Here is a 22,825-nt window from a genome sequence, read left to right as displayed (position 1 = left end):
CGGCTAGCTGTCGCACAGCTTTCGATCGGACGGGCTGATGCAATTGACGCGCGAAGACCTGGTTGTCGGGGTCACAATCCCCGGGTTCTTCGTCCTCGGCACCGCCTCGATGATCGCCTGCGGGCACGCGTTCCCGGCGATGCATGTCTGGCGCTCCGGCATTACTGCCGAGGCCATCCTCGGCACCGCCATCATGGCCGTCTTCATCCCGGCGTTCGTCGCGGGCCGCTTCAGCTTCGGTTATCTGGTGAGCTTCGCGCTGCTGTCAGCGGTGTTCGGCTTCGTCTGGCTCAGCTTCTTCAGCGCGTTCGATTATCCGCATGCCATCGCCCGCTGGGCCATCATCGCCGCGCTGGCCGCCGCGATGATCCCCCTGATGTTCCAGAATATGCCGGTTTGGCGGCCCGACCTGTCCGAAACGGCGATCAAACGCATAGCGCTGCTGCTGCTGGCGTCGTCCTTGGCCGTGCTGATCGCCGACATCTCGTACGGCGCCAATCTCGGCAGTCCCTATGGCGCAGCCCGCAACGCCGTCACACGGCCGGCGCTGTTGAATTATCTCACCGGGATCATGATCGGCGCGGTCCTGCCCTATCTGTTCGCGCATTTCGCGTCGCGCAGGCAAAGGGTGCAGGCCGCTTGCGTGTTGCTGTTTGCGCTTTGCTTCTATCCGGTCGTCAACAACAAGACCGTGCTGCTGTTGCCGATCTGGCTGCCGTTTCTGTTCTGGCTGTTCGGCCGGTTCACCCCGCGGCTGGCCACGGTGCTCGCGTTCCTCATTCCGATGATCATTGGGCTGACGGCGTTCGCGGTGCTCGGCGCCGACAGGGACTACGTCGTGTTCAGCGCCATCAATCTGCGTTTCCTCGCAATCCCGTCGCTCGCCCTTGATCAATATGCCGACTTCTTCGCGCACCGCGACCTGACCCGCTTCTGCCAGATATCGATCGTGCGACAGGTGACCACCTGCCCGTATGGCGAGCTCGGCCCCGCGCTCGGAGCGATCTATCGGGACGGCAATTTCAACGCCTCCTTCCTCGCAACCGAGGGCATCGCGTCGGTCGGTCTTGCGCTCACGCCGGTTTCGGCACTCGTATGCGGCCTGATCCTGTCGGTGGGGTCGATGGTCTCACGGCACCTGTCACCGCGCTTCATCGCAGTGTCGTCGGGCATCGCGGTTCAGGCCATCATGAACGTGCCGCTCACGACAGGCCTGATGTCGAACGGGATCGCGCTGCTGTTCCTGCTGTGGTGGCTGACGCCCGAATGGCGAGCGGAAGCTTCGCAGCATCAGCAACAGTCAACGCGACCCGTCGATGCCGTCGGTGTCGCGGCCTGATGTCTTGCGCCCTACCGCGGCACGACGTTGCGGCCTAAGCGATCGGCGGCGCTACCAAGCAACGCCGATACGCCCCTGTGGCCTCACTTCTTTCGGAGAACGATGATGCTCTGATACGGTGAGATCCCGTTCATGCCGACGTCAACGAGATCAAACCGGTCGGTCCAGTGCGTCTCGATGTACCGCTTGCTGATGATCGTCTCGCCGTAGGTCATTTCGCCATCGACCGGATAGCTTTGCGGATAGAAGTAGAATCCGTCCCGCGCCACAGTCTCGGCGATCTTTTGCTGATCCCAGCCAGGCAATTTGGAAATCGGCTCATAGAATGCGTATGCCGGCGGTCGAACGGTCAGAAGAAAGAGACCGCGATTCTCCAGAGAGTCGTGAACCGCGGTCAGGCATGTCTCGCTTGCGGCAGGCGAGAGGTGCGTCCAGATCGATAACGCGTAAGCGACATCGAATTTCTGGTTGAATGGCAGACGTCTCGGCAGGCTGTCCGACAACACGATATCGGCGCGCGGGTTGGAGCGTTGCGCGACCTGGATGATGCCCTTGTGCGGATCACACCCATGCAGATTGCGCAGTGGCACATCCTTCATGAAGTACCGGAGCACACTGCCCCAGCCGCAGCCATAGTCCAGCACCGCGCATTCGGCGAAAGGCTTATCCAGGTGACGTCTGAGCTTTTCGTGCAACAGGCGATAGGTTTCGATGACGGCGGCGCCGAGCTCCATCCCGGAACGACCGCTCCAGTTTTTCTGGGTGCCGGCATCCGGCGGATCGGGAATGGCGGCCTGGATCGCCTTGAAGCCATCATATTCCTTCCAGAGCAGCACGTTCCACAGATACGGATCGTCGATCCATTTGAGTGCGTCGTATACGGACTCTCCCCTTCGGCAGGCAGCGTCAGCTCTTTCCAGTTCGTCGTTGTAGTATTCGTTCAGCCACGAACTCCAGTTCATCGGCACGCCTCCGTGTCAGGTTCGCTTCATCAGCCCTCGCCCACGCTCGCGTCGTTTGAATGTCCTGAACTGTCTTCGCTTACTCCGGCAACTTTAAGACCCATCGAACGCGTGCGAGTTCCGCAAGGTGGTGGAACCGCTGATGTCGTTTTTGCGCCATGGACGAGCGACCGCCGTCGCCAGGAGTAGCAGCGACAGACCTCAACCGTCGCGGGAACCAGTTGATGGCCGCTGTCGAGGGTGACACCGGGGGCGCGACGGGGAGGATCGACAAGATAGCAAACATGATCGATCACAACGAGAGGGTGCGCGAAACTTGCAGTTCGGCAAACGTCGGGAGCACCCGCCGTTTCGACCACGCCCAGCTCATCAGGACGGACCTGCCCGAAGCTCAAAACGCATTCCGGCAACCTCCCAAGAAATACTCTTGGGAACCGACATCTCTGCTAAGTCATTGAAATAAATGGCGCGAGAGACGGGACTCGAACCCGCGGCCTCCGCCGTGACAGGGCGGCGCTCTAACCAACTGAGCTACTCCCGCGGATGCCGATCATCGGATTGATCCGCGCAGGATCGAGGGCATAAAGGCCCGCATCCCGATAGTCAAGCACGTTGCGGAGCCCTGCACAGCGCGGACATTTGCGCGCCACGGGCGCGAGTTGTCGCCTGTTTTCAGCGGAAACGGCGTAGTCAGCAAAGCCCCGAATCAAATAAGGCCTGATACGTCTGGGTTTCCTGTGGCCGGGCCCGGCGCTGCCCGTGCCCGGAACCCGCGGTCTCAGGACTTTTCCGGACGCATTTTCCCGACGCGAACGGCGCGCCATTCGCGTGAAAGCAGCAATCCAGCCATTCAGCAACGAGGAAGGCCACACATGGCGAAGAAAGCAGCGACCCCGGCGACGATCACGCTGAAGCACCTGGCGGCGGCCATCGCCGAAGAGCAGGAGCTGTCCAAGAAGCAGGCCGAGGCGATCCTGACCGACATGGTCACCCGGATCACCAAGCACCTCAAGAAGGGTGAGCGGATTCGCATCGTCGGCCTCGGCATCCTCCAGGTTCGCAAGCGCGCCGCCCGCATGGGCCGCAACCCGGCGACCGGCGAGCAGATCCACATCAAGGCGAGCAAGAAGGTCGCCTTCCGCGCCGCCAAGGAGCTGAAGGAAGCCGTCTAAGGCTTTAGCCTTCCCGGTTTGATACCAAGGCGCCATTCCGGCTCGTGACGCGGCCCCGGAATGGCGCTTTTCTGTTGTAGACTTGTCTCTCGATGCGCTTTGCTGCCCGAACCAACGTCGCCTGAGCGTCTTATTCCCGTTCTCCATCCCTGCGCGGTCTTCATGCTGGCACCGGCTCTCGACTTCAAGCACACCGTCACCGAGCGCTTCCTGCGCTATGTCGTGATCGACACCCAATCCGACCCGGATTCACCGACCACGCCCTCCACCGAGAAGCAGAAGAATCTCGGCCGCCTGCTGGTCACCGAGCTGCAGGCGATGGGCATATCCGACGCGCATCTCGATCCACACGGATACGTCTATGCGACCATCCCGGCCAACACCGACAAGACGGTGCCCGTGATCTGCTTCTGCTCGCACATGGACACCTCACCCGACTGCACCGGCAAGAATGTCAAGCCGCAGTTCGTGAAGAATTATCGCGGCGGCGACATTGTGCTCCCGGCCGATGCCTCGCAGGTGATCCGCGCCTCCGAGCACGAAGCGCTGGCCGACCAGATCGGCAACGACATCATCACGACCGACGGCACCACCCTGCTCGGCGCCGACAACAAGGCCGGCCTCGCCGAGATCATGGACGCTGCGCATTTCCTGATGACCAATCCGCAGGTGAAGCACGGCACCATCAAGATCCTGTTCACGCCCGACGAGGAGATCGGCCGCGGCGTCGACAAGGTCGACATCAAGAAGCTCGGGGCCGATTTCGGCTACACCATGGACGGCGAGACCGCGGGCCACATCGAGGACGAGACCTTCTCCGCCGACGGCGCCAGCATCATCATCGAAGGCGTCGCGACCCATCCGGGCTTCGCCAAGGGCAAGATGGAACACGCAATCAAGATCGCGGCCGCGATCGTCGATCGCCTGCCGAAGGACGTCTGCTCGCCCGAGACCACCGAAGGCAAGGAAGGCTTTCTGCATCCGGTCGCAATCTCTGGGGCGCTGGAGAATGCGCGGATCGACTTCATCGTCCGCGATTTCACCGAGCAAGGCCTGAAGCAGAAGGAAGCGCTGCTCGAGAAGATCGTGCAGGACGTCATGAAGGGATACCCGCGCTCGACCTACCGCATGGAGGTCAAGCAGCAATACCGCAACATGAAAGAGGTGATCGATCGCCACCCCCGGATCGTCGCCTATGCGATCGAGGCGATCGAGCGCGCCGGGCTATCGCCGGTGAAGACCTCGATACGTGGCGGCACGGATGGCTCGCGGCTTTCGTTCATGGGACTGCCCTGCCCCAACATCTTCGCCGGCGAGCACGCATTCCATTCGCGGCTCGAATGGGTCAGCCGCCAGGACATGGAGAAGGCCGTGCAGACCATCGTCCACCTGGCGATGATCTGGGAAGAAAGGGCGTAAAGCCTCGCACAGTCCGCTTACGTCATTGCGAGCGAAGCGAAGCAATCCATATCTGCGCGCGCGGCAAAAATGGATTGCTTCGTCGCCATGCTCCTCGCAATGACGGCACCGCCAATGCGCTCTGCCTTCAGCTAGGCCCGCGCCGTCACGATCCAGATCGCGCCCGGCAGCGGCACGGAATCGCCCTTGACGAACGGCGCCAGCGCCTCGCGCATCGACGCGATGGCGGCGGAGCGAACCTCATCCGGGTGCCCTTCCAGCGCGCGGCTGGCCGGCCCGATCTCGAGCACGCCCTGGATCGCCGCATCGATGCCGCGCCCGGTCGCAACATCGAGTTCGACCCGGCACGGCTCCATGGCAACGTCGGAGAAGCCGGCTTCACCGAGGATCCGCTTCACCCGGACTTCGGACGCAAATGAGAACGGACCGGGGTCTTCGGGACCAAGCTGCGGCAGCTTCGGCACGTGCTTGTAGACCGCCTGCAACGGCGCCATGAAGAACGGATTTTCGCGCGGCTCCTGCCAGCAGGCGAAGGCGAGCCGGCCCGACGGCTTCAGCGCCTTGTGCAGATTGGCGAACGACACCGCCGGATCGGCAAAGAACATCACGCCGAAGCGCGACGCCAGGAGATCGAAGCTTGCGGGATCGAACGGATAGACCGTGGCGTCGGCCAGCGCATAGGTGACCGGCGCGTCCTTCGGCGTGCTTTGCCGTGCCCGCTCCAGCATCGGTCCGGAGACGTCCACGCCGAACACATGGCCTGACGGCCCCACCTTGGCCGCAAACGCATTCGTCGAGGCGCCGCTGCCGCAGCCGACATCGACGATGCGCTCGCCGGCCTTCGGCGCCGCGCGATCGATCAGCAGGTCGAGCACCGGCTGCAGCACGATGTCCTGCGCGGCCTGCCGCGTGGCCCAGCGCTGACCGCCCGGCCCGTTCCAATATGCAATCTGATCGGCGTTTTGCGGGTGGCCTGCGTCCATGTGAACAAAACCTCGTTGAGAGATGGCGCCGATCCTAGCAAGTCTCGCGCGTCGCAGCGCGCAACATCGGCGTGACCTGATAGGTGAATCCGGCATTCGCCTTGCTGACGGGATCGTTGGCGACGATCTCGTTGGGATCGGCATCATCTGATAGTTGCAGCACGCCCAGTCCCCAGACGCCGGCGGGATCGGCCACCGGCCCGAAGATCAGCGCCTTGCCGGCTTGCAGCAGTTCGCCGCAATAGGCGACGTGCGCCTGCATGATCGCGGCTTCCTGCGGCGTCATGTCCTGCGGAAAGGTGGGACGCGGTCCGGTCAATTTGCAGACGTAGTACTTCATCGACCGGGTCCGCGCTTGGGGGTTACTTGGCGGCTGCGCTCGTGGGCTTGGCCTGCTTCGGCGCAGCGGTTGTCTTGGCGGCATTCGCCTTGGGGGGTCCCTGCCCGTCACCGGGGCGCGCAATGCCCCACGGGTCGGTCGGCTTCTGGTCCGGCACACCGCTGAGCGCACGCTGATAGGCGCGCTGCTGCCGCGCCTCGTTGGCCAAATCCGCCGGCGACTTCTCGACCTCTTCGCGATAGCGCTGAACATGGTCCTGCTGCGCCAATACAGGCCCGCCAATCATGGTGAGCAGAAAAATCGCGGCGAGTTTGCGCATGTATCAAGTTCCCGGTTAGGCGGAGAGAATAGCATCGCAGCGGTGTCGGCATCAAACCTGAGCGGCAAGATTAGCGTGCACGGGAATCATACTTTGGTCCGCCTCCGCTCGTAGCTCGCGGGGAACAGCGATGGGATTGTGAACCAGTCCGCCTTCGCTCTTCGAGCTTCGGCGCGACAGCCTTCGCCCTGCGGACCGAACAAGCGGATAAGTTGATCCGCAAAGGCGGGCTTGCCGAGCCGTAGCCCGCAGCGCGAAGGCTGGTAGGCGGCGAGAGATTCGAACTCCCGACCCTCTCGGTGTAAACGAGATGCTCTAACCAGCTGAGCTAGCCGCCCTTACCTGCGCGCCTCTTTAGCCTCGCCCGCCCCTCGGGCGCAAGGTCGCCAAGGCCGCTAAGCCTCAATCGATAGGCTTCAATCCTTGGGCTTCAATCCTTGGGCCGCGCCGGCAATTCCTTGAGATCATTGATCCAGGGCGCGGCGGAGCGGCACCAGACCTGGCGTCGCGGGGTCAATTCGCCGCGCTGGCGAATGCTGCCCCAGCGGATACCCCAATCGTCGGGACCGCCGTCCTCGCCGCTCGTGAACAAGGGGGAACCACAGTCGCCGCAAAAATGCTGGAAGCGGATTCGGCCGTTATCGCCCTTCTTGCCATACACTTTCGGTGCCCGTCCGGTCAGCCGGACCTGCTCGGCGGCGCAGATCACCGTGACGCGATAGGGTGAACCAGTCAGCGCCTGACAGTCCGTACAATGGCAGATCGACACCCGTTCGGGATCGATCTCGGCCTGATAGGTCACGGCCCCGCAATGACATTGCCCGTCGATCCGCATCTGCGTTCTCCCAATTCGGCGTCGTTCAATAAGGCGGTCGCCAAGAGGTCGTTCCCGGGGGTGCGGCCCGCAAGGTATCCGGAACACGGTCGGGTGCCCGTTGGGACAATACTGGCATCCCAAAACGGGATTGTTTGGGATACCAATTCGGGATACGTCAGCAAGACCGTCCTCCCACCGGCAGACCGCCATGTCGCAGATGCTTCAGATCCACGACCAGCTCCGGGAGATGATCCTCTCTCTCGACCTTGGCCCCGGCGAGCGCCTGACCGAGCGCTGGCTCGAGAGCCGGTTCGAGGGATCGCGCACGCCGATCCGCGCCGCGCTGGTGCGGCTCGAAGGCGAAGAGCTGGTCCGCCGCGACGGGCGCAACTGGATCGTCGCACCGATCGACCTCGGTGAGCTGGAGGCGCTGGCCGAGTTCAGGATTCCCTTGGAGACGACGGCCGTCCGCCTCGCCTGCGCGCGGGCGAGCGCTGCCGACATCGCCGGCGTCGAAGCGATGCTGGATGCCTGCCAGTCCGGCGCGCCGCGCGAGGAATGGCACCGCGTCGGCACCGATTTCCATGTCGAGATCGCACGCCTGTCCGGCAATCCCTTCATCGTCAAGGCGATTGCGGGCGCCATGACACGGCTGTCGCGGGCGCGCTGGCTCGAAGTGTGGACCGAGCCCTCGCGCGAGCAGGCCTGGCGCGAGCACCGGCGCATCCTCGGCTTCATCAAGGCCAACGATCCGGAAGCCGCCGCGCGCGAGGCCGCCGATCACATCACCGACACCCGCGATCGCCTGCTCCGTTCGCTGAACGAGGATCGCCGCGGCCTGCGGGCGCGCGGCTTCGCCGTCATCGGGCTGCGCTGACATGAACATGGAGATCGATCGCGAAGCGGCCCTCGACGCCGGCCCCTGGAAGCGCAACCTCATCGTCTGCGTGCTCGGCTCCTTCACCACCATCGTGGGAATGACGCTGCTGCTGCCGCTCCTGCCGCTCTATGTCGAGCAGCTCGGCGTGACCGACCATGCCGCCATCGTGCAATGGTCGGGCGTGGCCTATGGCGCAACCTTCTTCAGCGCGGCGCTGACGGCGCCGCTATGGGGACGGCTCGCGGACCGCTATGGCCGCAAGCTGATGCTGATCCGCGCGAGCCTCGGCATGGCGGTTGCCATGTCGCTGATCGGCATGGCGCACAACGTCTATGAGCTGGTCGGCCTACGGCTGTTGACCGGCCTGCTCGGCGGCTACGCCTCGGGCTCGACCGTGCTGGTCGCGTCGCAGACGCCGAAGGCGCGGTCCGGCTGGGCGATCGGCGTGCTTTCGGCCGGCATCATGGCCGGCAGCCTGGTCGGTCCTTTGATTGGCGGCGTGCTGCCGGGCCTGATCGGCATCCGCGCGACCTTCTTCCTGATCGGCGGCGTCATCTTCATCACCTTCCTCTGCACGACCTTCCTGATCCGCGAGGAGGCGCGTCCGAAGACGGCGAAAGGCGCCAAGGCGCGCGGCGGCTGGTCGCTGGTTCCGGACAAGCGACCTGTGATCGCGATGTGGGGCACCGGCCTGCTCTTGATGATCGCCAACATGTCGATCGAGCCGATCATCACGGTCTACGTTGCGCAGCTGGTCGAGGCGCCGCAGGTGACGTTCGTCGCCGGCCTCGTGATGTCGGCGGCGGCGTTCGGCAGCCTGCTGTCGTCGTCGCATCTCGGCAAGCTGGCCGATCGCGTCGGCCATTGGCGGATCATCACCATCTGCCTGGCGGCCTCGGCGCTGCTGCTGATCCCGCAGGCCTTCGTGATCAGCGGCTGGCAGCTGATCCTGCTCCGCTTCCTGATGGGGCTCGCGCTCGGCGGCCTTTTGCCCTGCATCGCAAGCGTGATTCGGCACAACGTGCCCGACACGGTCACCGGCAGCATGCTGGGCTATTCGATCTCGGCGCAATATGCCGGCCAGGTGATCGGCCCGCTCGCCGGCGGATTCATCGGCGGCCATATCGGCATGCGCGCCGTGTTCCTCGGCACCAGCGTGCTGATGGCGCTCGGGGCGATCGGCAATTTCGTCATCGAGAAGAAAGAGTAGTCGCCTGCCCGGCTCCTCGTGACCAGAACAAAAACGGCGCCCGAAGGCGCCGTTTGATGTTTCAGATTGAAGACTGCTTCAGTGCGCCGTCAGGCCACCGGACGCCTCATCCGAAGCGTCAGGCTTGACGTCGACCTTGCTGGTCTCCTCTTCCCACACGATCGGTACAGGCACGCGGGTCAGCGCCTTGGCAACGACCTCATCCAGCCGCGAGACCGGAATGATCTCCATGCCGCCCTTGATCGCATCGGAAATCTCCGTGAGATCCTTGGCGTTGTCCTCGGGGATCAGCACAGTCTTGATGCCACCGCGCGCGGCAGCCAGCAGCTTCTCCTTCAGACCGCCGATCGGCAGCACGCGGCCGCGCAGCGTGATCTCGCCGGTCATCGCGACATCGTGGCGGACCGGAATGCCGGTCATGACCGAGATGATCGCGGTGGCCATCGCGACACCGGCGGACGGACCGTCCTTCGGGGTTGCGCCCTCCGGCACGTGAACGTGGATGTCGCGGCGGTCGAACATCGGCGGTTCGATGCCGTAGACGATCGCGCGCGAGCGGACGTAGGACGCCGCCGCCGAGATCGACTCCTTCATCACGTCGCGCAGATTGCCCGTGACGGTCATCTTGCCCTTGCCGGGCATCATGACGCCTTCGATGGTGAGCAGCTCGCCGCCGACATCGGTCCACGCCAGACCGGTGACGATACCGACCTGATCCTCGTCATCGATCTCGCCGAAGCGATACTTCGGAACGCCGAGGAACTCTTCGATGTTCGCCTCGGTGACCTTCACCGACTTCTTCTTGGAGATCATCAGCTCCTTCACCGCCTTGCGGGCGAGTGTGGAGAGCTCGCGCTCCAGGTTACGCACGCCCGCTTCGCGGGTGTAGCGGCGGATCATCAAGAGCAAGGCCGCGTCATCGATCGACCATTCCTTGGAGTCCAGACCATGCTTGGAGAGCGCGCTCGGGATCAGATGCTTGCGCGCGATCTCGACCTTCTCGTTCTCGGTGTAGCCGGCGATCCGGATGATCTCCATGCGGTCCATCAGCGGGCCCGGAATATTCAGCGTATTCGCGGTCGTGATGAACATCACGTTGGACAGGTCGTAGTCGACCTCCAGGTAATGGTCGTTGAAGGTCGAGTTCTGCTCGGGGTCCAGGACCTCGAGCAGCGCCGACGACGGATCGCCGCGGAAATCGGCGCCCATCTTGTCGATCTCGTCCAGCAGGAACAGCGGGTTCGAGGTCTTCGCCTTGCGCATCGACTGGATGATCTTGCCGGGCATCGAACCGATATAGGTGCGGCGGTGACCGCGAATCTCGGCCTCGTCACGCACGCCGCCGAGCGACACGCGCACGAACTCGCGCCCCGTGGCCTTCGCGATCGACTTGCCGAGCGAGGTCTTGCCGACGCCGGGAGGGCCGACCAGGCACAGGATCGGCCCGGTCAGCTTGTTGGCGCGCGACTGCACCGCGAGATACTCGACGATACGGTCCTTGACCTTCTCGAGCCCGTAGTGATCGGAGTCCAGCACCGCCTGCGCGGCCTCGAGGTCCTTCTTGACCTTGGACTTCTTGCCCCACGGGATCGACAGCAGCCAATCCAGGTAGTTGCGCACGACGGTCGCTTCCGCGGACATCGGCGACATCTGGCGCAGCTTCTTCAGCTCGTGCTGGGCCTTCTCGCGCGCTTCCTTGGAAAGCTTGGTCTTGGAGATCTTCTCCTCCAGATCGGCCAGCTCGTCGCGACCTTCGTCGTCGCCGAGTTCCTTCTGGATCGCCTTCATCTGCTCGTTCAGGTAATACTCGCGCTGGGTCTTCTCCATCTGGCGCTTGACGCGCGAGCGGATGCGCTTCTCGACCTGCAGCACCGAGATCTCGCTCTCCATCAGGCCCAGCACCTTCTCCAGGCGCTGCGTGACGGACAACGTCTCCAGGATCGCCTGCCGATCGGCAATCTTAACCGCGAGATGCGAGGCAACGGTGTCGCCGAGCTTGGCGAAATCGGTGATCGCCTGAACCACGCCGACAACTTCGGCGGAGATCTTCTTGTTCAGCTTCACATAGCTTTCGAAGTCGGACACGACCGAACGCGCCAGCGCCTCGGCTTCTACCGAGTTGGCGTCAGTGTCGGCGAGCGCGACGGCGGTCGCCTCGTAATACTCGCTGCGGTCGGAATACTTCTCGACACGCGCGCGCTCGAGGCCCTCGACCAGTACCTTGACTGTGCCGTCGGGCAGTTTCAGGAGCTGCAGAACGCTGGCAAGCGTACCGGTCTCGTAGATTGAATCGGGAGCCGGATCGTCATCGGACGCATTCTTCTGCGTCGCGAGCATGATCAGCGCATCGTTCTTCATCACCTCTTCGAGCGCGCGGATCGATTTCTCGCGGCCGACGAAGAGCGGCACGATCATGTGCGGGAAGACGACGATGTCACGGAGCGGCAGCACCGGATAGGAATGGCTTTCGCCGTGGACGATCGTTGGCCGGGGTTTTGAGGTCGTCATGGCCTTATCCTTTTGTTTTGCCCCCTTGCTCGCAGTCCGCCTGTTTGCGCAACCGCCACAAGGTGCCTTGGTGATCCGGAATTAGATTGCCGTCAGCAGCCGCATATTCCGCATCGTAAAGCGACGAATCTCAACGCATGAGATCCCTCACCGATAGCATTAGGTGGCTATCAGGCGGTGGGGTGTCAAGTCTGAGAAGTGCCGGGAAATGTAGGCTAAACAGGCATTTACTGCGACGCGAAAATGGCCTGCTGCTGCGCCGCAACGGCCGCCGGATCGCCCGGCAGCCGCATGAATTGCGACGACAGAAAGTTGCGCCCTAGGCGCTCGCGCTGCTCTCGACGGCGCGGTCGGAACGATCCGCGTAGATGTAGAGCGGACGCGCCGTGCCCTCGACGACCTCGCGCGAGATCACGACCTCCTCGACACCTTCGAGGCCCGGGAGGTCGAACATGGTCTCGAGCAGGATGCTCTCCAGGATCGACCGCAGGCCGCGTGCGCCGGTCTTGCGCTCGATCGCCTTGCGGGCGACCGCGCCAAGCGCCTCGTCGGCAAAGGTCAGCTCGATGTTCTCCATCTCGAACAGCCGCTGGTACTGCTTCACCAGCGCGTTCTTGGGATCGGTCAGGATCTTCTTCAGCGAGGTCTCGTCGAGGTCCTCCAGCGTCGCAACGACGGGCAGACGGCCGACGAATTCCGGGATCAGGCCATACTTCAGCAGGTCCTCCGGCTCGACGTGACGGAAGATCTCGCCGGTACGGCGATCCTCCGGCGCCAGCACCTGCGCCGCGAAGCCGATCGAGGTCGAACGGCCGCGCGCGGAGATGATCTTCTCGAGGCCCGAGAAGGCACCGCCGCAGATGAACAGGATGTTGGTGGTATCCACCTGCAAGAACTCCTGCTGCGGATGCTTGCGGCCGCCCTGAGGCGGAACCGAGGCCACCGTGCCTTCCATGATCTTCAGCAGCGCCTGCTGGACGCCCTCGCCCGACACGTCGCGGGTGATCGAGGGATTGTCCGACTTGCGGCTGATCTTGTCGATTTCGTCGATATAGACGATGCCGCGCTGCGCGCGCTCGACGTTGTAGTCGGCGGCCTGTAGCAGCTTCAGGATGATGTTCTCGACGTCCTCACCGACATAGCCGGCTTCGGTCAGCGTCGTCGCGTCAGCCATGGTGAACGGCACGTCGAGGATGCGGGCCAGCGTCTGCGCGAGCAGCGTCTTGCCCGAGCCGGTCGGACCGATCAGCAGGATGTTCGACTTCGCCAGCTCGACGTCGTTGTGCTTGGTCTGATGGTTAAGCCGCTTGTAGTGATTGTGGACGGCGACCGAGAGCACCTTCTTGGCATGGCTCTGGCCGATCACGTAGTCGTCCAGGACCTTGCAGATTTCCTTCGGCGTCGGGATGCCGTCGCGCGACTTCACCAGCGAGGACTTGTTCTCCTCGCGAATGATGTCCATGCAGAGTTCGACACACTCGTCGCAAATGAAGACAGTCGGTCCGGCAATCAGCTTGCGAACTTCATGCTGGCTCTTGCCGCAGAACGAGCAATATAGCGTGTTCTTGGCGTCGCTCGTGCCGACCTTACTCATTCATTATCTCCGTCCGCCGTTCGACCTCGTTTGCCAGATCGACCCAATCCGGCACAAAACCGGAGTATTTGGGTAGATAGAGCAAATTCCGTACCAAAAAAGACCCTACGCAATACTGACCGTGTGGATCACGGTTTATTCGAATCTCCGCGATCATAGCCGATGCATTACAGCCAACCATGCTGGCACCCGACTATCAAGAATTCGCTAATCGGGAGGCCGGCTCAAGACCGTGACAATACCGTGATTTTCCACGATCGCACGTGGAATACGCGTCGAAATCCACGGAACGTTGCGGGATTACCACGCCGGGCATTGAGCACGAAAGCGGAACTTTCTGCCCCACATATGCGCTTGCGGGGTACTCCGCCGTCCTGCTTTGCCGACTATGTGAGGCGTCAATGTGGAGATCACACCGACGCCTCGAGTCGCCTGTCCAGATCAGGCAGCTTTGTTAGGCCGCCTTGGCCGCCGACGGATCTTCCGGCCGCTTGTCGATGACCTTGTCGACGAGACCGAACGCCTTGGCGTCCTCGGCGGTGAGGAACTTGTCGCGCTCGAGCGCGTCCTCGATCGCCTTGTAGGTCTGGCCGGTGTGCTTCACATAGATCTCGTTGAGGCGCTTTTTGAGATTCAGGATCTCCTGCGCGTGCAGCATGATGTCGGTGGCCTGACCCTGGAAGCCGCCGGACGGCTGGTGCACCATGATGCGGGAGTTCGGCAGCGTGAAGCGCATGTCCTTCTCGCCGGCTGCGAGCAGCAGCGAGCCCATCGAGGCCGCCTGCCCCGTGCACAGCGTCGATACCGGCGGACGGATGAACTGCATCGTGTCGTAGATCGCAAGGCCCGACGTCACCACGCCACCCGGCGAGTTGATGTACATCGAGATTTCCTTCTTCGGATTCTCGGCCTCGAGGAACAACAGCTGCGCGACGGTCAGCGTCGACATGCCGTCTTCCACCGGACCGGTGACGAAGATGATGCGCTCTTTCAGCAGGCGCGAGAAAATGTCGTAGGCGCGTTCGCCGCGATTGGTCTGCTCGACGACCATCGGCACGAGGTTCATGTAGGTTTCAACGGGATCGCGCATGAAGGAACCCAAGGGTTAGGGGTGATGCAGAACGTTAAGGCTTAACCCAGATATGGACCAATTTCCGGCCGACAAGACCGGCACTGGCCGTACTAGCCACCTGGGCAGGACGCAGAAGTTCAAGCCGATTCGCGTCGGCACGCCTAGCGACGGGGACCCGCCGCGGGCGTGCTTTCGCGGTTCATCATTAACGCGAGGTGCCGCAATTAGGCGGCAGTCTGCTCGGCGTCTTCATCCTTGAACAGCTCATCCTTAGAGACCTTCTTCTCGGTCACGTTGGCGAGCTCCAGGACGAAGTCGACGACCTTGTCCTCGTAGATCGGAGCGCGGAGCTGGGCCAGCGCCTGGGCGTTGTTGCGGTAGTAATCCCAGACTTCCTTCTCGCGGCCCGGCATCTGGCGTGCGCGCTCGATCACGGCGCGCGAGACCTCGTCGTCGGTCACGGTGATCTTGTTCTTCTCGCCGATCTCCGACAGCACGAGGCCGAGGCGGACACGGCGGTCGGCGATCTTCTGGTACTCTTCCTTGGCCGCATCCTCGGTGGTGTTCTCGTCGGCGAAGGACTTGCCGGTCGAGTCCATCTCGGCCTTGATCGAGTTCCACATCAGGTTGAACTCTTCGGCGACAAGCGACGGCGGCGCCTCGAATTTGTGGCTCTCGTCGAGCTGGTCGAGCAGCGCGCGCTTGACCTTCTGACGGGTCGCCCCGGCGAACTCGGCAGTCAGGCGCTCGCGCGCGGCCTCCTTCAGCTTGTCGAGCGACTCGAGGCCGAGCGTCTTGGCGAACTCGTCGTCGATCGTGGTCTCACCGGGCGCCTCGATCAGCGTTGCGGTGGTCTCGAACTCGGCCGGCTGGCCGGCGAGCTTGTCGTTCAGGTAGTTCTTCGGAAAACCAACTTTCAGCGTGCGGGTCTCGCCCGTGCCGATGCCGATCAGCTGCTCCTCGAAGCCTGGAATGAACTGGCCGGCGCCGATCACGACCTGGATGCCCTCGCCGGTGCCGCCCTCGAAGGCTTCACCGTTGATGGTGCCCTTGAAGTTGATGGTGACGCGGTCGCCCTTCTCCGCCGCGCCCTCGGTCTTGGCGCTGTACGGGCGGCTGCCTTCGGCGATGCGCTTGATGGCATCGTCGACGTCGGCGTCGGAGACATCGACGACCGGCTTCTCGACCGAGAACGACTTGAAATCGGCGAGCTGGATCTGCGGCACGACCTCGATCGCGACGGTGTAGGTCAGGTCAGTCTTGCCTGACAGCAATTCCTCGACCTGATCCTTCTCGGTCGGCATCGTGATCTTCGGCTCGCCGGCGAGGCGGAAGCCGCGATCTTCGAAAATCTGCCGGTTGGTGTCGCTGATGGTCTGGTCGATGGTCTCGGCCATGACAGAGCGGCCGTAGATCTTCTTCAGGTGCGCGACCGGCACCTTGCCGGGACGGAAGCCGTTGAGACGGACCTTGTCCTTGAGGTCGACCAGCTTGGCGCCCGCCTTGGCATCGAGATCGGATGCCGGAACGCTGATCTTGAATTCGTGCTTCAGTCCCTCGTTGAGGGTCTCGGTGACCTGCATAGTATCAATCTTCTTCCGCTTTTGCCGCGGCCCGAGCGGCCGTGGCAGTGTTCAATCTGTTCGACGGTAAGCCTTGCGGCCTAACGTCTGTGGGTTCGGCGAACCCTCGTGCCCTTCGGGGTCCAAGGTTCTCCAAGAATTCGTCATGCAAACGCTGTAAGCGCTTGGTGCGGGCGGAGGGACTCGAACCCCCACAACTTTCGTCACTGGAACCTAAATCCAGCGCGTCTACCAGTTCCGCCACGCCCGCGCGAAAAGCATCCAGTCCGGCCGCGATGCCGCGGGCGGCCGGGCTTATAACATGCGCCCACCGGTTCGCAGCAAAAAAATGGCCGCTGGAGAGCCCGCCCTGCGACCGATCGCGACTGGACAGGTACACTTGAAAATGGTCCGCATCGGCCGGATGGCAAGCCCCCTAGCAAGTCCCGGATTTTCCCTTACCCGGCGCGACCTGATCGCCGGCCTCGGCGCCGCGACGCTTTGCCCCGCCTGGCCGGCCACCGGCTCGGCGCAGGGCCGGACGGCCGTTGCGCTGCAGGCCAAAGCCGACCGCATCTCGCTTCGTCCCGACGGACCGGAGACCCCGGTCTGGTCGCTCGGCGGCGGCGATCTCCGCTTCAACCGCGGCGAGGTGCTCGACGTGACATTCGGCAACGAGCTGCCGGTTGCCGCCGCGCTCCATTGCCGCGGGCTCGATGGCGTCCCGGCCGCGGAGCCGCTGGCCTCCCGGGCGCCCCTTGCCACGGGGGCAAAGGATACCTTCCAGCTGCCGCTTCGGCATGCCGGCACCTTCCTGTGCGAGCCGTTGTTCGGGGACGGCACGGCGCCGGCACGCCCGCGCCCGCTGATCGTGACCGGCACCTCGCCGGTCGCTGTGGATCGCGACGAGGTCTTGCTGATCGAGGAATGGCGTCTGCAGTCCGATGGAACCGCGATCCCGCCCGGCAGCGATCCAAAAGATTCGACGCAAATTCATACGATTAACGGCAAAGCCTCATACAATATCTCGGCACCGGCCAATGCCCGCCTCAGACTCCGCTTTATCAATGGCAGCCAACGCAGCGTGCTGGCGGTCAAGCTGGACAACCTCGACGTCCGGGTGATGGCGATCGACGGCCAGCCGTCCGAACCGTTCCCGGCCCGCAACGGCGCGCTGGTCCTGGCTCCCGGAAGCCGCACGGATGTCTTTGTCGATGCGGCCGGTCCGGCCGGAACGAGCTTCCCGATCCTGCTGCACGACGGCAAGCAAGCCCGCCCGGTCGGCAAGCTCGCCGTCTCGAACGAACCGCCGATCCGAACGGCGCCGTTCCCGCCGGCGCCACCGCTGCCCGGCAACGACATGCCCGCCCAGCTCGATCTGAAGAGCGCTACGCGATTCGATCTGCCGCTCGGCGCGCCCACCGAGTGGTTCCGCCCGGCAGATTTCAAGCCGTCGACCGCCCCGGCCTTTCAGGCCAAGGCAGGCCGAACCGTCGTGCTGGCCCTGACCAACCGGGGCGTGATCGCCAGCGTCTTTCATCTGCACGGCCACCACTTCCGTCTGCTCGACCGGCTCGACGACGGCTGGAAGCCGTTCTGGCTCGACACGCTCGCGGTCGAACCGGGCCAAACCCAGCACATCGCCTTCCTCGCCGAATATCCGGGCCGCTATCTGATCGAGCAGGTCGCGACCGATTGGGCCGCGCCGCGGCTCGTGCGATGGTACGGTGTCCAATAACAAGAAGTGGAAACCGCTTGAGGAAAGACCGATGAGCCAGACAGTTGCAGCGATTCGCGGAGTGAAGGCACGAAGCGTCGTGGTGCCGCTCAAGCGTCCTGTGAAGACGGCGTTTGGCGTGATCGATTCCGGTCCGCTGGTGCTGATCGATGTCGAGACCGATCAAGGCGTTACCGGCCGCACCTACATCTTCGCCTACAGCAAGCTCACACTTAACCCTCTCTGTTATCTGATCGAAGAAATCGGTCGCGAGCTGATCGGCAGGCCGGTCGCCCCGTTCGATCTGATGAAGGCGATGGACGCCAAGTTTCGGCTGCTCAGCGCGCAAGGTCTGGTCGGGATGGCCGTGTCGGGCCTCGACATGGCCTACTGGGATGTGCTCGGCCAACTCGCCGGCCGGCCGCTGGTCGAACTGCTCGGCGGCTCGGCGAGGCCGATCAAGGCCTATGACAGCTACGGCGCGGTCGATCCCGTGGCCGACGAGCGCGCGCTGCGCCGCTCGCTCGACCAAGGCTTCAAGGGCATCAAGATCAAGGGCGGCGACGGCGATGCCGCCAATGACGAGCGCGTCGTGAAGGGCGTGCGCGCCCTGCTCGGCCCCGACGTCGCGCTGATGATCGATTTCAACCAGTCGCTCGATCCGGCGGAAGCCACCCGTCGCATCTCCCGGCTTGCGCCCTACGACCTGCACTGGATCGAGGAGCCGGTGCCGCAGGAAAGCCTGTCCGGCCATGCCAAGGTCCGCGAGACCTCGCCGACACCGATCCAGGCCGGCGAGAACTGGTGGTTCCCGCGCGGCTTCGCCGAGGCGATCGCGGCCGGCGCATCCGACTTCATCATGCCCGACGTGATGAAGGTCGGCGGCGTCACCGGCTGGATGCAGGTCGCGGGACAGGCCGATGCAGCGTCGATCCCGATGTCGAGTCATCTGTTCGCGGAAGTCAGCGCGCATCTGCTCGCGGTGACGCCGACCGCGCACTGGCTCGAGTTCCTCGACTTCGCGGGCGCGATCCTCGCAAGGCCCGCCGAGATCATAGACGGCGCGGTGACCGCCCGCGGTCCCGGGCTCGGCATCGAATGGAACGAGCCGGCGGTGGCGAAGTATCTCGTGAGCTAGCGGCTCGCGGGGTCAAGGGAGGAGCCCAAGGGTCGTGCCAGTTTCTTCGCGCATTCTGCCCCCCTCTTTCGGCGATTTTCCGTCGTTGCCGGGCCTTGTGCTGGCCTGTTTCATCGGCTCATGCCTGGCCGGACCAGCGTTCGGCAAAGATCGCGACGACGACAGCGGCGCTCCGAACCCGGCAGGGGCTACGCCAAATATCTATCTCGATTTGCGGACAAGCTACGCAACGGTGCCGGCCGGCGCTTTGCCGGTAGGTTTCGGCAGCCCGGCTCTGTTTAGCGCGCTGCAGTCACTTGCGCTCGCGAACGGCAGCTCGCTTCCGACCGGCGTCTCCTTGCCGTCCCGGCAATCCCTCGCCGTCGATCTTCCATTGACGGTAGATGTCACCGATGCGGTCTCGCTGTATGCCGGCATTTCCGGCACCACGACCTATGGCCCCGCGCAGGGGTGGTCGGCCTTCGACGTCACCAGCTGGAACGTCGGCTTTCAGGCGGACCTCTACAGCCAGAACGGTGGCTCAATCCCGACCATCACGTGGCAATCGACAATCACCCAGGCAATCCCGAACGGGCCGACTGGGACGACGACCTTCAACAACATTCTCGAGTTCGACTATGCCTTCGACAAGGACGGAACGCGCGGAATGCTGGCGGGCATCCAGGACACCCGCGTCGAGGTAGCGACCGATCTCGCACGGATCCATCCAAATATCATCGGCTACGTCGGCGGCTATTATCAGTGGCCGAGCAACTGGAAATTCACCGGCCGGGTCGGAGTACAGCATTTCGGCGGCGCGCAGCTCCTGAACTTCACGCCAATCCAGTCCTTCACCGAGCCCATCCTCCGGCTTGACCTCGACCGGATGGATGACAACGACAATCGACTGTTCGGGGTCACGGCCCAAATCATCTGGGCGCCGAAGCCATCCTATCAGCTGACGCTGAGAACGCCGCTCTACCTTGTGCGCAATTGATGGAGCCTGCGGACCGCTCTTGCAATCTGCCGATCTTGCGCCTGATCGTGAGCTTCACCTTTGCAACGCATTCATGTAGGTCATCACGACATCGGAGCGCCCAATGTCCACCAACAGCAAACTGACGCTCAAATTTCGCTGTCCGAAGGAGCTTGAGGGACTAATTCCGGCCCCCATCCCGGCGGCGCAGGGCGTTCCCGATTGGCTCAAGACAATGCCTGCGACGGCCTTCTCCTCGATCAACCTGCACGACGAGGACACCATCAAGCGCTGCCCGCCCTTCGTGGACGCGATGACCTGCGGGTTCCTGCTGCCACTGGTCTGCGATCTCAGGGTCGAGAACGGCGAAATCACCTGGGATCACGACCTGCCGCCCGGAGGCACACCCGAATTTCCGCGCTCGCCGATCGGATTTCACGATCCGGGTCAGGTCAGCGGCACGCCATTGTTCGAAGCGGGCCGCTTCTTTCTCAAATTCCACAATCTGTGGACCGTCGAGGCGCCCGAAGGCTACGCGATCTACTTCACCCATCCCGTCAACCGCTTCGACCTGCCGTTCACCACGCTCAGCGGCCTGGTCAATTCGGACCTCTATACCGACAATTGGGTGCATTTCCCGGCATACTGGCACGACCGGAATTTCAGAGGTGTCCTCCCCAAGGGGACTCCGATCGCGCAATGCATCCCGGTCAAGCGAGACGACTGGACTGCGCAGGCATCCTCCTTCACCGCGGAAGAAGCCAAGCGCGTCGGCCAGTTCCGGAGTGAGCTCAGGCGGCAGCCCAACCTCTACCGGAGAAACTTCAGGGCGTGAGGCGCGACGAGATTTCGTCCAATGCGCCCGGCCTCACTCCCCGCCGAGGAATTTCGCAACGTCGCGCTGGGAGAAGAAGAAGCGACCATGCGATGTCGCGGCCATGACGAATGCCGCGCGACCCAGCAGCTGGGGCTGACCACGAATGATGGAGCGCAGCGCCGCTTCGGCAGCGTCGCGCTCACCCTGCTCGAACAAGGATGTGGCAAGGTAGGCGCGGGTCGAGCGATCGTCCGGATAGAGCGCGAGCACGCGGCGGAAAGCGTCCGCGGCTGCGGCGTAGTCGCCATGAAGGATCAGGACCCGCCCAAGCTGGTTAAGAATGTCCGGGCGTCCCGGCGCAGCATCACGTGCGGCGGTCAGGACACTCGCAGCCCGCGCGAAGTCATTTGTATCATGCAACAGCCGCCCGAGATCGAGCTTCAGATCGACGCTCTCGGGAGCCAGCGCGAGGCCCGCCTCGATCGTGCTGATCGCCTCGTCGTATTGACCGGCCTTGGCAAGCTGCCCAGCGAGTTCCTGAAACGAAGGGAGATATGGTGGGCGGCGTGCCGCCGTGCGCCGAAGCTGTGCGAGGCCGTCCGTGGCGCGCCCCGCACCGCACAGCAATGCGCCAAGCAAGGTCTCCACCTCGCCATCGTCGCCGCGGCGTGCAAGCCGCTCGAGCGGTGCAATCGCCTCGCCTCCCCGCTTTTGCCCCATCAGGGCATGCGCCAGGAGAAGCGCCGCGTGTCTGTCCTTGCGGTTTGATTTCAGGATGCTTGTCGCGATCCGCTCTGCCTCAGCAAACTGCCGCGCCCGCAACGCGGATGCGCCTTGTTGCAGCGCCTGAGCGAGGAAACTGTTCTGCCTGTCACTCACGAGGGAGATTCACGGGATGCAAAGGGATGTCATGCGGCTTTAACCCGCCTCTTCCCACGCGTCCACCAAAAGTGTCGTGACGCAGCCATGGCGGGACCGACGCAGTCGCGTCCACGCCGGCGAAGCCATCGGCCGAACACCCGGGTTGCCGCGACGGCTCAAGCGCGCTTGCGACGATCGCCCGATCGTTTGGCCCGGGGCGAGTGGACCTCCCCGCCCCTGGCAGCCATTTTCGTCTCCTCCCGCACCATATCGACGAAAGCACGAAGCCCGGCCGTCATGTGCCGGTGCCGCGGATAGTAGAGGCGCAAGCCGGGAAATGGCGGCGTCCAGTCGTCCAGCACGGCGCGCAGAGTGCCGGCGGCGAGATGCCCCGCTACCCAAAAATCGCTGACGAACGCCAGTCCCACGCCTTCGAGCGCGGCTTCGACCATCAGACTGTCATTGTCGAGGGTCAGCCTGCCCCTGACGTCCACCACCATCTGCTCGCCACCGCGCTTCTCGAACTCCCAGTGATAAAGCTTGCCGCTGGGCATCCGCCTGCGAATGCACTCATGGGCGAGCAGATCGAGCGGAGACCACGGCACCGAACAGCGCGCGAAATAATCGGGCGCGCCGACGACAATGAAGCGCGTGTCCGGGCCGCAGGGGATCGCGACCATGTCCTGCGGCACGGCTTCGGCGAGCCGGATGCCGGCGTCGAAACCTTCCGCGACGATATCGATGGGACGTCCCTCCAAGGTCAGCTCGACGTTCATGTCGGGATAGCGCCGCAGAAACTTTGCGACGACCGGGCGGAGGATCTGGTGCGCGGCGCGCTCCTTCAGGTTGATGCGCAGCGTTCCCGCGGGCGTGTCGCGGAACTCGTTCACATCCTCCATCGCGCCGGCAATCTCGCGCAGCGCGGGACTGACCCTGGCGAGGAAACGCTCCCCCGCTTCCGACAGCGCGACGCTGCGCGTCGTCCGATTGATGAGGCGCACGCCCAACCGCTTTTCCAGCACGGCGATCGCATGGCTCAACGCCGAGGGCGAAATGCCGAGCTCAGTCGCGGCCGCGCGAAAGCTGCGGTGCGTTGAAATCGCGACGACGGCGTTCAGCTCGAAAAGGCCAACATGCTGCATTGTTCTATTATCTGCATT

Annotated in this window: 20 protein-coding genes and 3 tRNA genes; 9 read left to right on the top strand and 14 right to left on the bottom strand. The window is 63.6% G+C overall.

Going from position 1 to position 22,825, the window contains the following annotated elements; genetic code table 11:
• Positions 1-37: 37 nt before the first annotated feature.
• The gene (locus ACVW1C_RS39050) at positions 38-1,339 is read left to right on the top strand and encodes a hypothetical protein (RefSeq protein ID WP_456762765.1); all 1,302 of its coding nucleotides are present in this window, start codon (positions 38-40) and stop codon (positions 1,337-1,339) included.
• An 83-nt stretch (positions 1,340-1,422) separates the two neighbouring features.
• On the opposite strand, the gene ACVW1C_RS39045 is transcribed toward ACVW1C_RS39050, so the two are convergent.
• On the bottom strand, positions 1,423-2,301 hold the full coding sequence (locus ACVW1C_RS39045) for a class I SAM-dependent methyltransferase (protein WP_456763283.1): 879 nt from the start codon (positions 2,299-2,301) through the stop codon (positions 1,423-1,425).
• 464 nt (positions 2,302-2,765) lie between these two features.
• Positions 2,766-2,842 (bottom strand) — tRNA-Asp (locus tag ACVW1C_RS39040).
• A gap of 307 nt (positions 2,843-3,149) precedes the next feature.
• On the opposite strand from ACVW1C_RS39040, the gene ACVW1C_RS39035 reads away from it, so the two are divergent.
• Together ACVW1C_RS39035 and pepT are read left to right on the top strand one after the other, a co-directional pair.
• Entirely contained in the window at positions 3,150-3,473 is a 324-nt protein-coding gene (locus ACVW1C_RS39035; RefSeq protein WP_456763282.1) for an HU family DNA-binding protein, read from the top strand.
• Positions 3,474-3,635: 162 nt separating this feature from the next.
• On the top strand, positions 3,636-4,892 hold the full coding sequence (gene pepT / locus ACVW1C_RS39030; RefSeq protein WP_456762764.1) for a peptidase T: 1,257 nt from the start codon (positions 3,636-3,638) through the stop codon (positions 4,890-4,892).
• 131 nt (positions 4,893-5,023) lie between these two features.
• On the opposite strand, the gene ACVW1C_RS39025 is transcribed toward pepT, so the two are convergent.
• The 5 genes from ACVW1C_RS39025 to ACVW1C_RS39005 all read right to left on the bottom strand — a co-directional run bounded on the left by ACVW1C_RS39025 (position 5,024) and on the right by ACVW1C_RS39005 (position 7,369).
• On the bottom strand, positions 5,024-5,875 hold the full coding sequence (locus ACVW1C_RS39025; RefSeq protein WP_456762763.1) for a class I SAM-dependent methyltransferase: 852 nt from the start codon (positions 5,873-5,875) through the stop codon (positions 5,024-5,026).
• A gap of 34 nt (positions 5,876-5,909) precedes the next feature.
• Positions 5,910-6,215 (bottom strand): YciI family protein, encoded by a 306-nt coding sequence (locus ACVW1C_RS39020; RefSeq protein ID WP_456762762.1) that lies wholly within the window; start codon positions 6,213-6,215, stop codon positions 5,910-5,912.
• 22 nt (positions 6,216-6,237) lie between these two features.
• Positions 6,238-6,534, bottom strand: a complete 297-nt coding sequence (locus ACVW1C_RS39015; protein WP_456762761.1) for a hypothetical protein — start codon at positions 6,532-6,534, stop codon at positions 6,238-6,240.
• Between the two features lie 261 nt (positions 6,535-6,795).
• Positions 6,796-6,872 (bottom strand) — tRNA-Val (locus ACVW1C_RS39010).
• 92 nt (positions 6,873-6,964) lie between these two features.
• Positions 6,965-7,369 (bottom strand): GFA family protein, encoded by a 405-nt coding sequence (locus ACVW1C_RS39005; RefSeq protein ID WP_456762760.1) that lies wholly within the window; start codon positions 7,367-7,369, stop codon positions 6,965-6,967.
• A 190-nt stretch (positions 7,370-7,559) separates the two neighbouring features.
• Here ACVW1C_RS39005 and ACVW1C_RS39000 point away from each other — a divergent pair, with 190 nt between their 5' ends.
• Complete coding sequence (locus ACVW1C_RS39000; RefSeq protein ID WP_456762759.1) at positions 7,560-8,228, top strand: GntR family transcriptional regulator; 669 nt, start codon at positions 7,560-7,562, stop codon at positions 8,226-8,228.
• A 1-nt stretch (position 8,229) separates the two neighbouring features.
• Entirely contained in the window at positions 8,230-9,441 is a 1,212-nt protein-coding gene (locus ACVW1C_RS38995; protein WP_456762758.1) for an MFS transporter, read from the top strand.
• 78 nt (positions 9,442-9,519) lie between these two features.
• On the opposite strand, the gene lon is transcribed toward ACVW1C_RS38995, so the two are convergent.
• The 5 genes from lon to ACVW1C_RS38970 all read right to left on the bottom strand — a co-directional run bounded on the left by lon (position 9,520) and on the right by ACVW1C_RS38970 (position 16,448).
• Positions 9,520-11,949 carry an endopeptidase La gene (gene lon / locus ACVW1C_RS38990; protein ID WP_176530994.1) on the bottom strand — a complete coding sequence of 810 codons (2,430 nt, stop codon included), beginning with the start codon at positions 11,947-11,949 and terminating at the stop codon, positions 9,520-9,522.
• Positions 11,950-12,268: 319 nt separating this feature from the next.
• Positions 12,269-13,543 carry an ATP-dependent Clp protease ATP-binding subunit ClpX gene (gene clpX, locus ACVW1C_RS38985; RefSeq protein ID WP_018271869.1) on the bottom strand — a complete coding sequence of 425 codons (1,275 nt, stop codon included), beginning with the start codon at positions 13,541-13,543 and terminating at the stop codon, positions 12,269-12,271.
• 454 nt (positions 13,544-13,997) lie between these two features.
• The gene (locus ACVW1C_RS38980) at positions 13,998-14,633 is read right to left on the bottom strand and encodes an ATP-dependent Clp protease proteolytic subunit (RefSeq protein WP_097673521.1); all 636 of its coding nucleotides are present in this window, start codon (positions 14,631-14,633) and stop codon (positions 13,998-14,000) included.
• Between the two features lie 206 nt (positions 14,634-14,839).
• Positions 14,840-16,198: a trigger factor gene (gene tig / locus ACVW1C_RS38975; protein WP_456762757.1), complete on the bottom strand. Its 1,359-nt coding sequence runs from the start codon at positions 16,196-16,198 to the stop codon at positions 14,840-14,842.
• 165 nt (positions 16,199-16,363) lie between these two features.
• A tRNA-Leu gene (locus ACVW1C_RS38970) sits at positions 16,364-16,448 on the bottom strand.
• A 135-nt stretch (positions 16,449-16,583) separates the two neighbouring features.
• Here ACVW1C_RS38970 and ACVW1C_RS38965 point away from each other — a divergent pair.
• The 4 genes from ACVW1C_RS38965 to ACVW1C_RS38950 all read left to right on the top strand — a co-directional run bounded on the left by ACVW1C_RS38965 (position 16,584) and on the right by ACVW1C_RS38950 (position 20,822).
• Positions 16,584-17,915 (top strand): multicopper oxidase family protein, encoded by a 1,332-nt coding sequence (locus ACVW1C_RS38965; protein ID WP_456763281.1) that lies wholly within the window; start codon positions 16,584-16,586, stop codon positions 17,913-17,915.
• A gap of 31 nt (positions 17,916-17,946) precedes the next feature.
• On the top strand, positions 17,947-19,032 hold the full coding sequence (locus tag ACVW1C_RS38960) for an enolase C-terminal domain-like protein (protein ID WP_456762756.1): 1,086 nt from the start codon (positions 17,947-17,949) through the stop codon (positions 19,030-19,032).
• 97 nt (positions 19,033-19,129) lie between these two features.
• Positions 19,130-20,008, top strand: coding sequence for a hypothetical protein (locus ACVW1C_RS38955; RefSeq protein ID WP_456763280.1), 879 nt, complete (start codon positions 19,130-19,132; stop codon positions 20,006-20,008).
• A 103-nt stretch (positions 20,009-20,111) separates the two neighbouring features.
• A complete protein-coding gene (locus ACVW1C_RS38950) occupies positions 20,112-20,822 on the top strand; it encodes a hypothetical protein (RefSeq protein ID WP_173642607.1) in 711 nt (236 codons plus the stop codon).
• A gap of 33 nt (positions 20,823-20,855) precedes the next feature.
• On the opposite strand, the gene ACVW1C_RS38945 is transcribed toward ACVW1C_RS38950, so the two are convergent.
• Positions 20,856-21,683, bottom strand: coding sequence for a tetratricopeptide repeat protein (locus tag ACVW1C_RS38945; RefSeq protein ID WP_456762755.1), 828 nt, complete (start codon positions 21,681-21,683; stop codon positions 20,856-20,858).
• A 158-nt stretch (positions 21,684-21,841) separates the two neighbouring features.
• Positions 21,842-22,807 (bottom strand): LysR family transcriptional regulator, encoded by a 966-nt coding sequence (locus tag ACVW1C_RS38940; protein WP_456762754.1) that lies wholly within the window; start codon positions 22,805-22,807, stop codon positions 21,842-21,844.
• Between the last annotated feature and the right edge of the window lie 18 nt (positions 22,808-22,825).

It is taken from the genome of Bradyrhizobium sp. USDA 4011 (assembly GCF_054063415.1).
The sequence above is the reverse complement of the archived record's forward strand: the minus strand, read 5'-3'. Positions and strand labels throughout refer to the sequence as shown.

Coding starts and splice junctions, on each gene's coding strand:
- ACVW1C_RS38960 (WP_456762756.1), top strand. CDS start 17,947: ATGAGCCAGACAGTTGCAGCGATTCGCGGAGTGAAGGCACGAAGCGTC.
- ACVW1C_RS39025 (WP_456762763.1), bottom strand. CDS start 5,875: ATGGACGCAGGCCACCCGCAAAACGCCGATCAGATTGCATATTGGAAC.
- ACVW1C_RS38965 (WP_456763281.1), top strand. CDS start 16,584: ATGGTCCGCATCGGCCGGATGGCAAGCCCCCTAGCAAGTCCCGGATTT.
- tig (WP_456762757.1), bottom strand. CDS start 16,198: ATGCAGGTCACCGAGACCCTCAACGAGGGACTGAAGCACGAATTCAAG.
- ACVW1C_RS39015 (WP_456762761.1), bottom strand. CDS start 6,534: ATGCGCAAACTCGCCGCGATTTTTCTGCTCACCATGATTGGCGGGCCT.
- ACVW1C_RS39000 (WP_456762759.1), top strand. CDS start 7,560: ATGTCGCAGATGCTTCAGATCCACGACCAGCTCCGGGAGATGATCCTC.
- ACVW1C_RS39020 (WP_456762762.1), bottom strand. CDS start 6,215: ATGAAGTACTACGTCTGCAAATTGACCGGACCGCGTCCCACCTTTCCG.
- ACVW1C_RS38995 (WP_456762758.1), top strand. CDS start 8,230: ATGAACATGGAGATCGATCGCGAAGCGGCCCTCGACGCCGGCCCCTGG.
- lon (WP_176530994.1), bottom strand. CDS start 11,949: ATGACGACCTCAAAACCCCGGCCAACGATCGTCCACGGCGAAAGCCAT.
- ACVW1C_RS39005 (WP_456762760.1), bottom strand. CDS start 7,369: ATGCGGATCGACGGGCAATGTCATTGCGGGGCCGTGACCTATCAGGCC.
- ACVW1C_RS38950 (WP_173642607.1), top strand. CDS start 20,112: ATGTCCACCAACAGCAAACTGACGCTCAAATTTCGCTGTCCGAAGGAG.
- ACVW1C_RS39045 (WP_456763283.1), bottom strand. CDS start 2,301: ATGAACTGGAGTTCGTGGCTGAACGAATACTACAACGACGAACTGGAA.
- ACVW1C_RS38980 (WP_097673521.1), bottom strand. CDS start 14,633: ATGCGCGATCCCGTTGAAACCTACATGAACCTCGTGCCGATGGTCGTC.
- clpX (WP_018271869.1), bottom strand. CDS start 13,543: ATGAGTAAGGTCGGCACGAGCGACGCCAAGAACACGCTATATTGCTCG.
- ACVW1C_RS39050 (WP_456762765.1), top strand. CDS start 38: ATGCAATTGACGCGCGAAGACCTGGTTGTCGGGGTCACAATCCCCGGG.
- pepT (WP_456762764.1), top strand. CDS start 3,636: ATGCTGGCACCGGCTCTCGACTTCAAGCACACCGTCACCGAGCGCTTC.
- ACVW1C_RS38940 (WP_456762754.1), bottom strand. CDS start 22,807: ATGCAGCATGTTGGCCTTTTCGAGCTGAACGCCGTCGTCGCGATTTCA.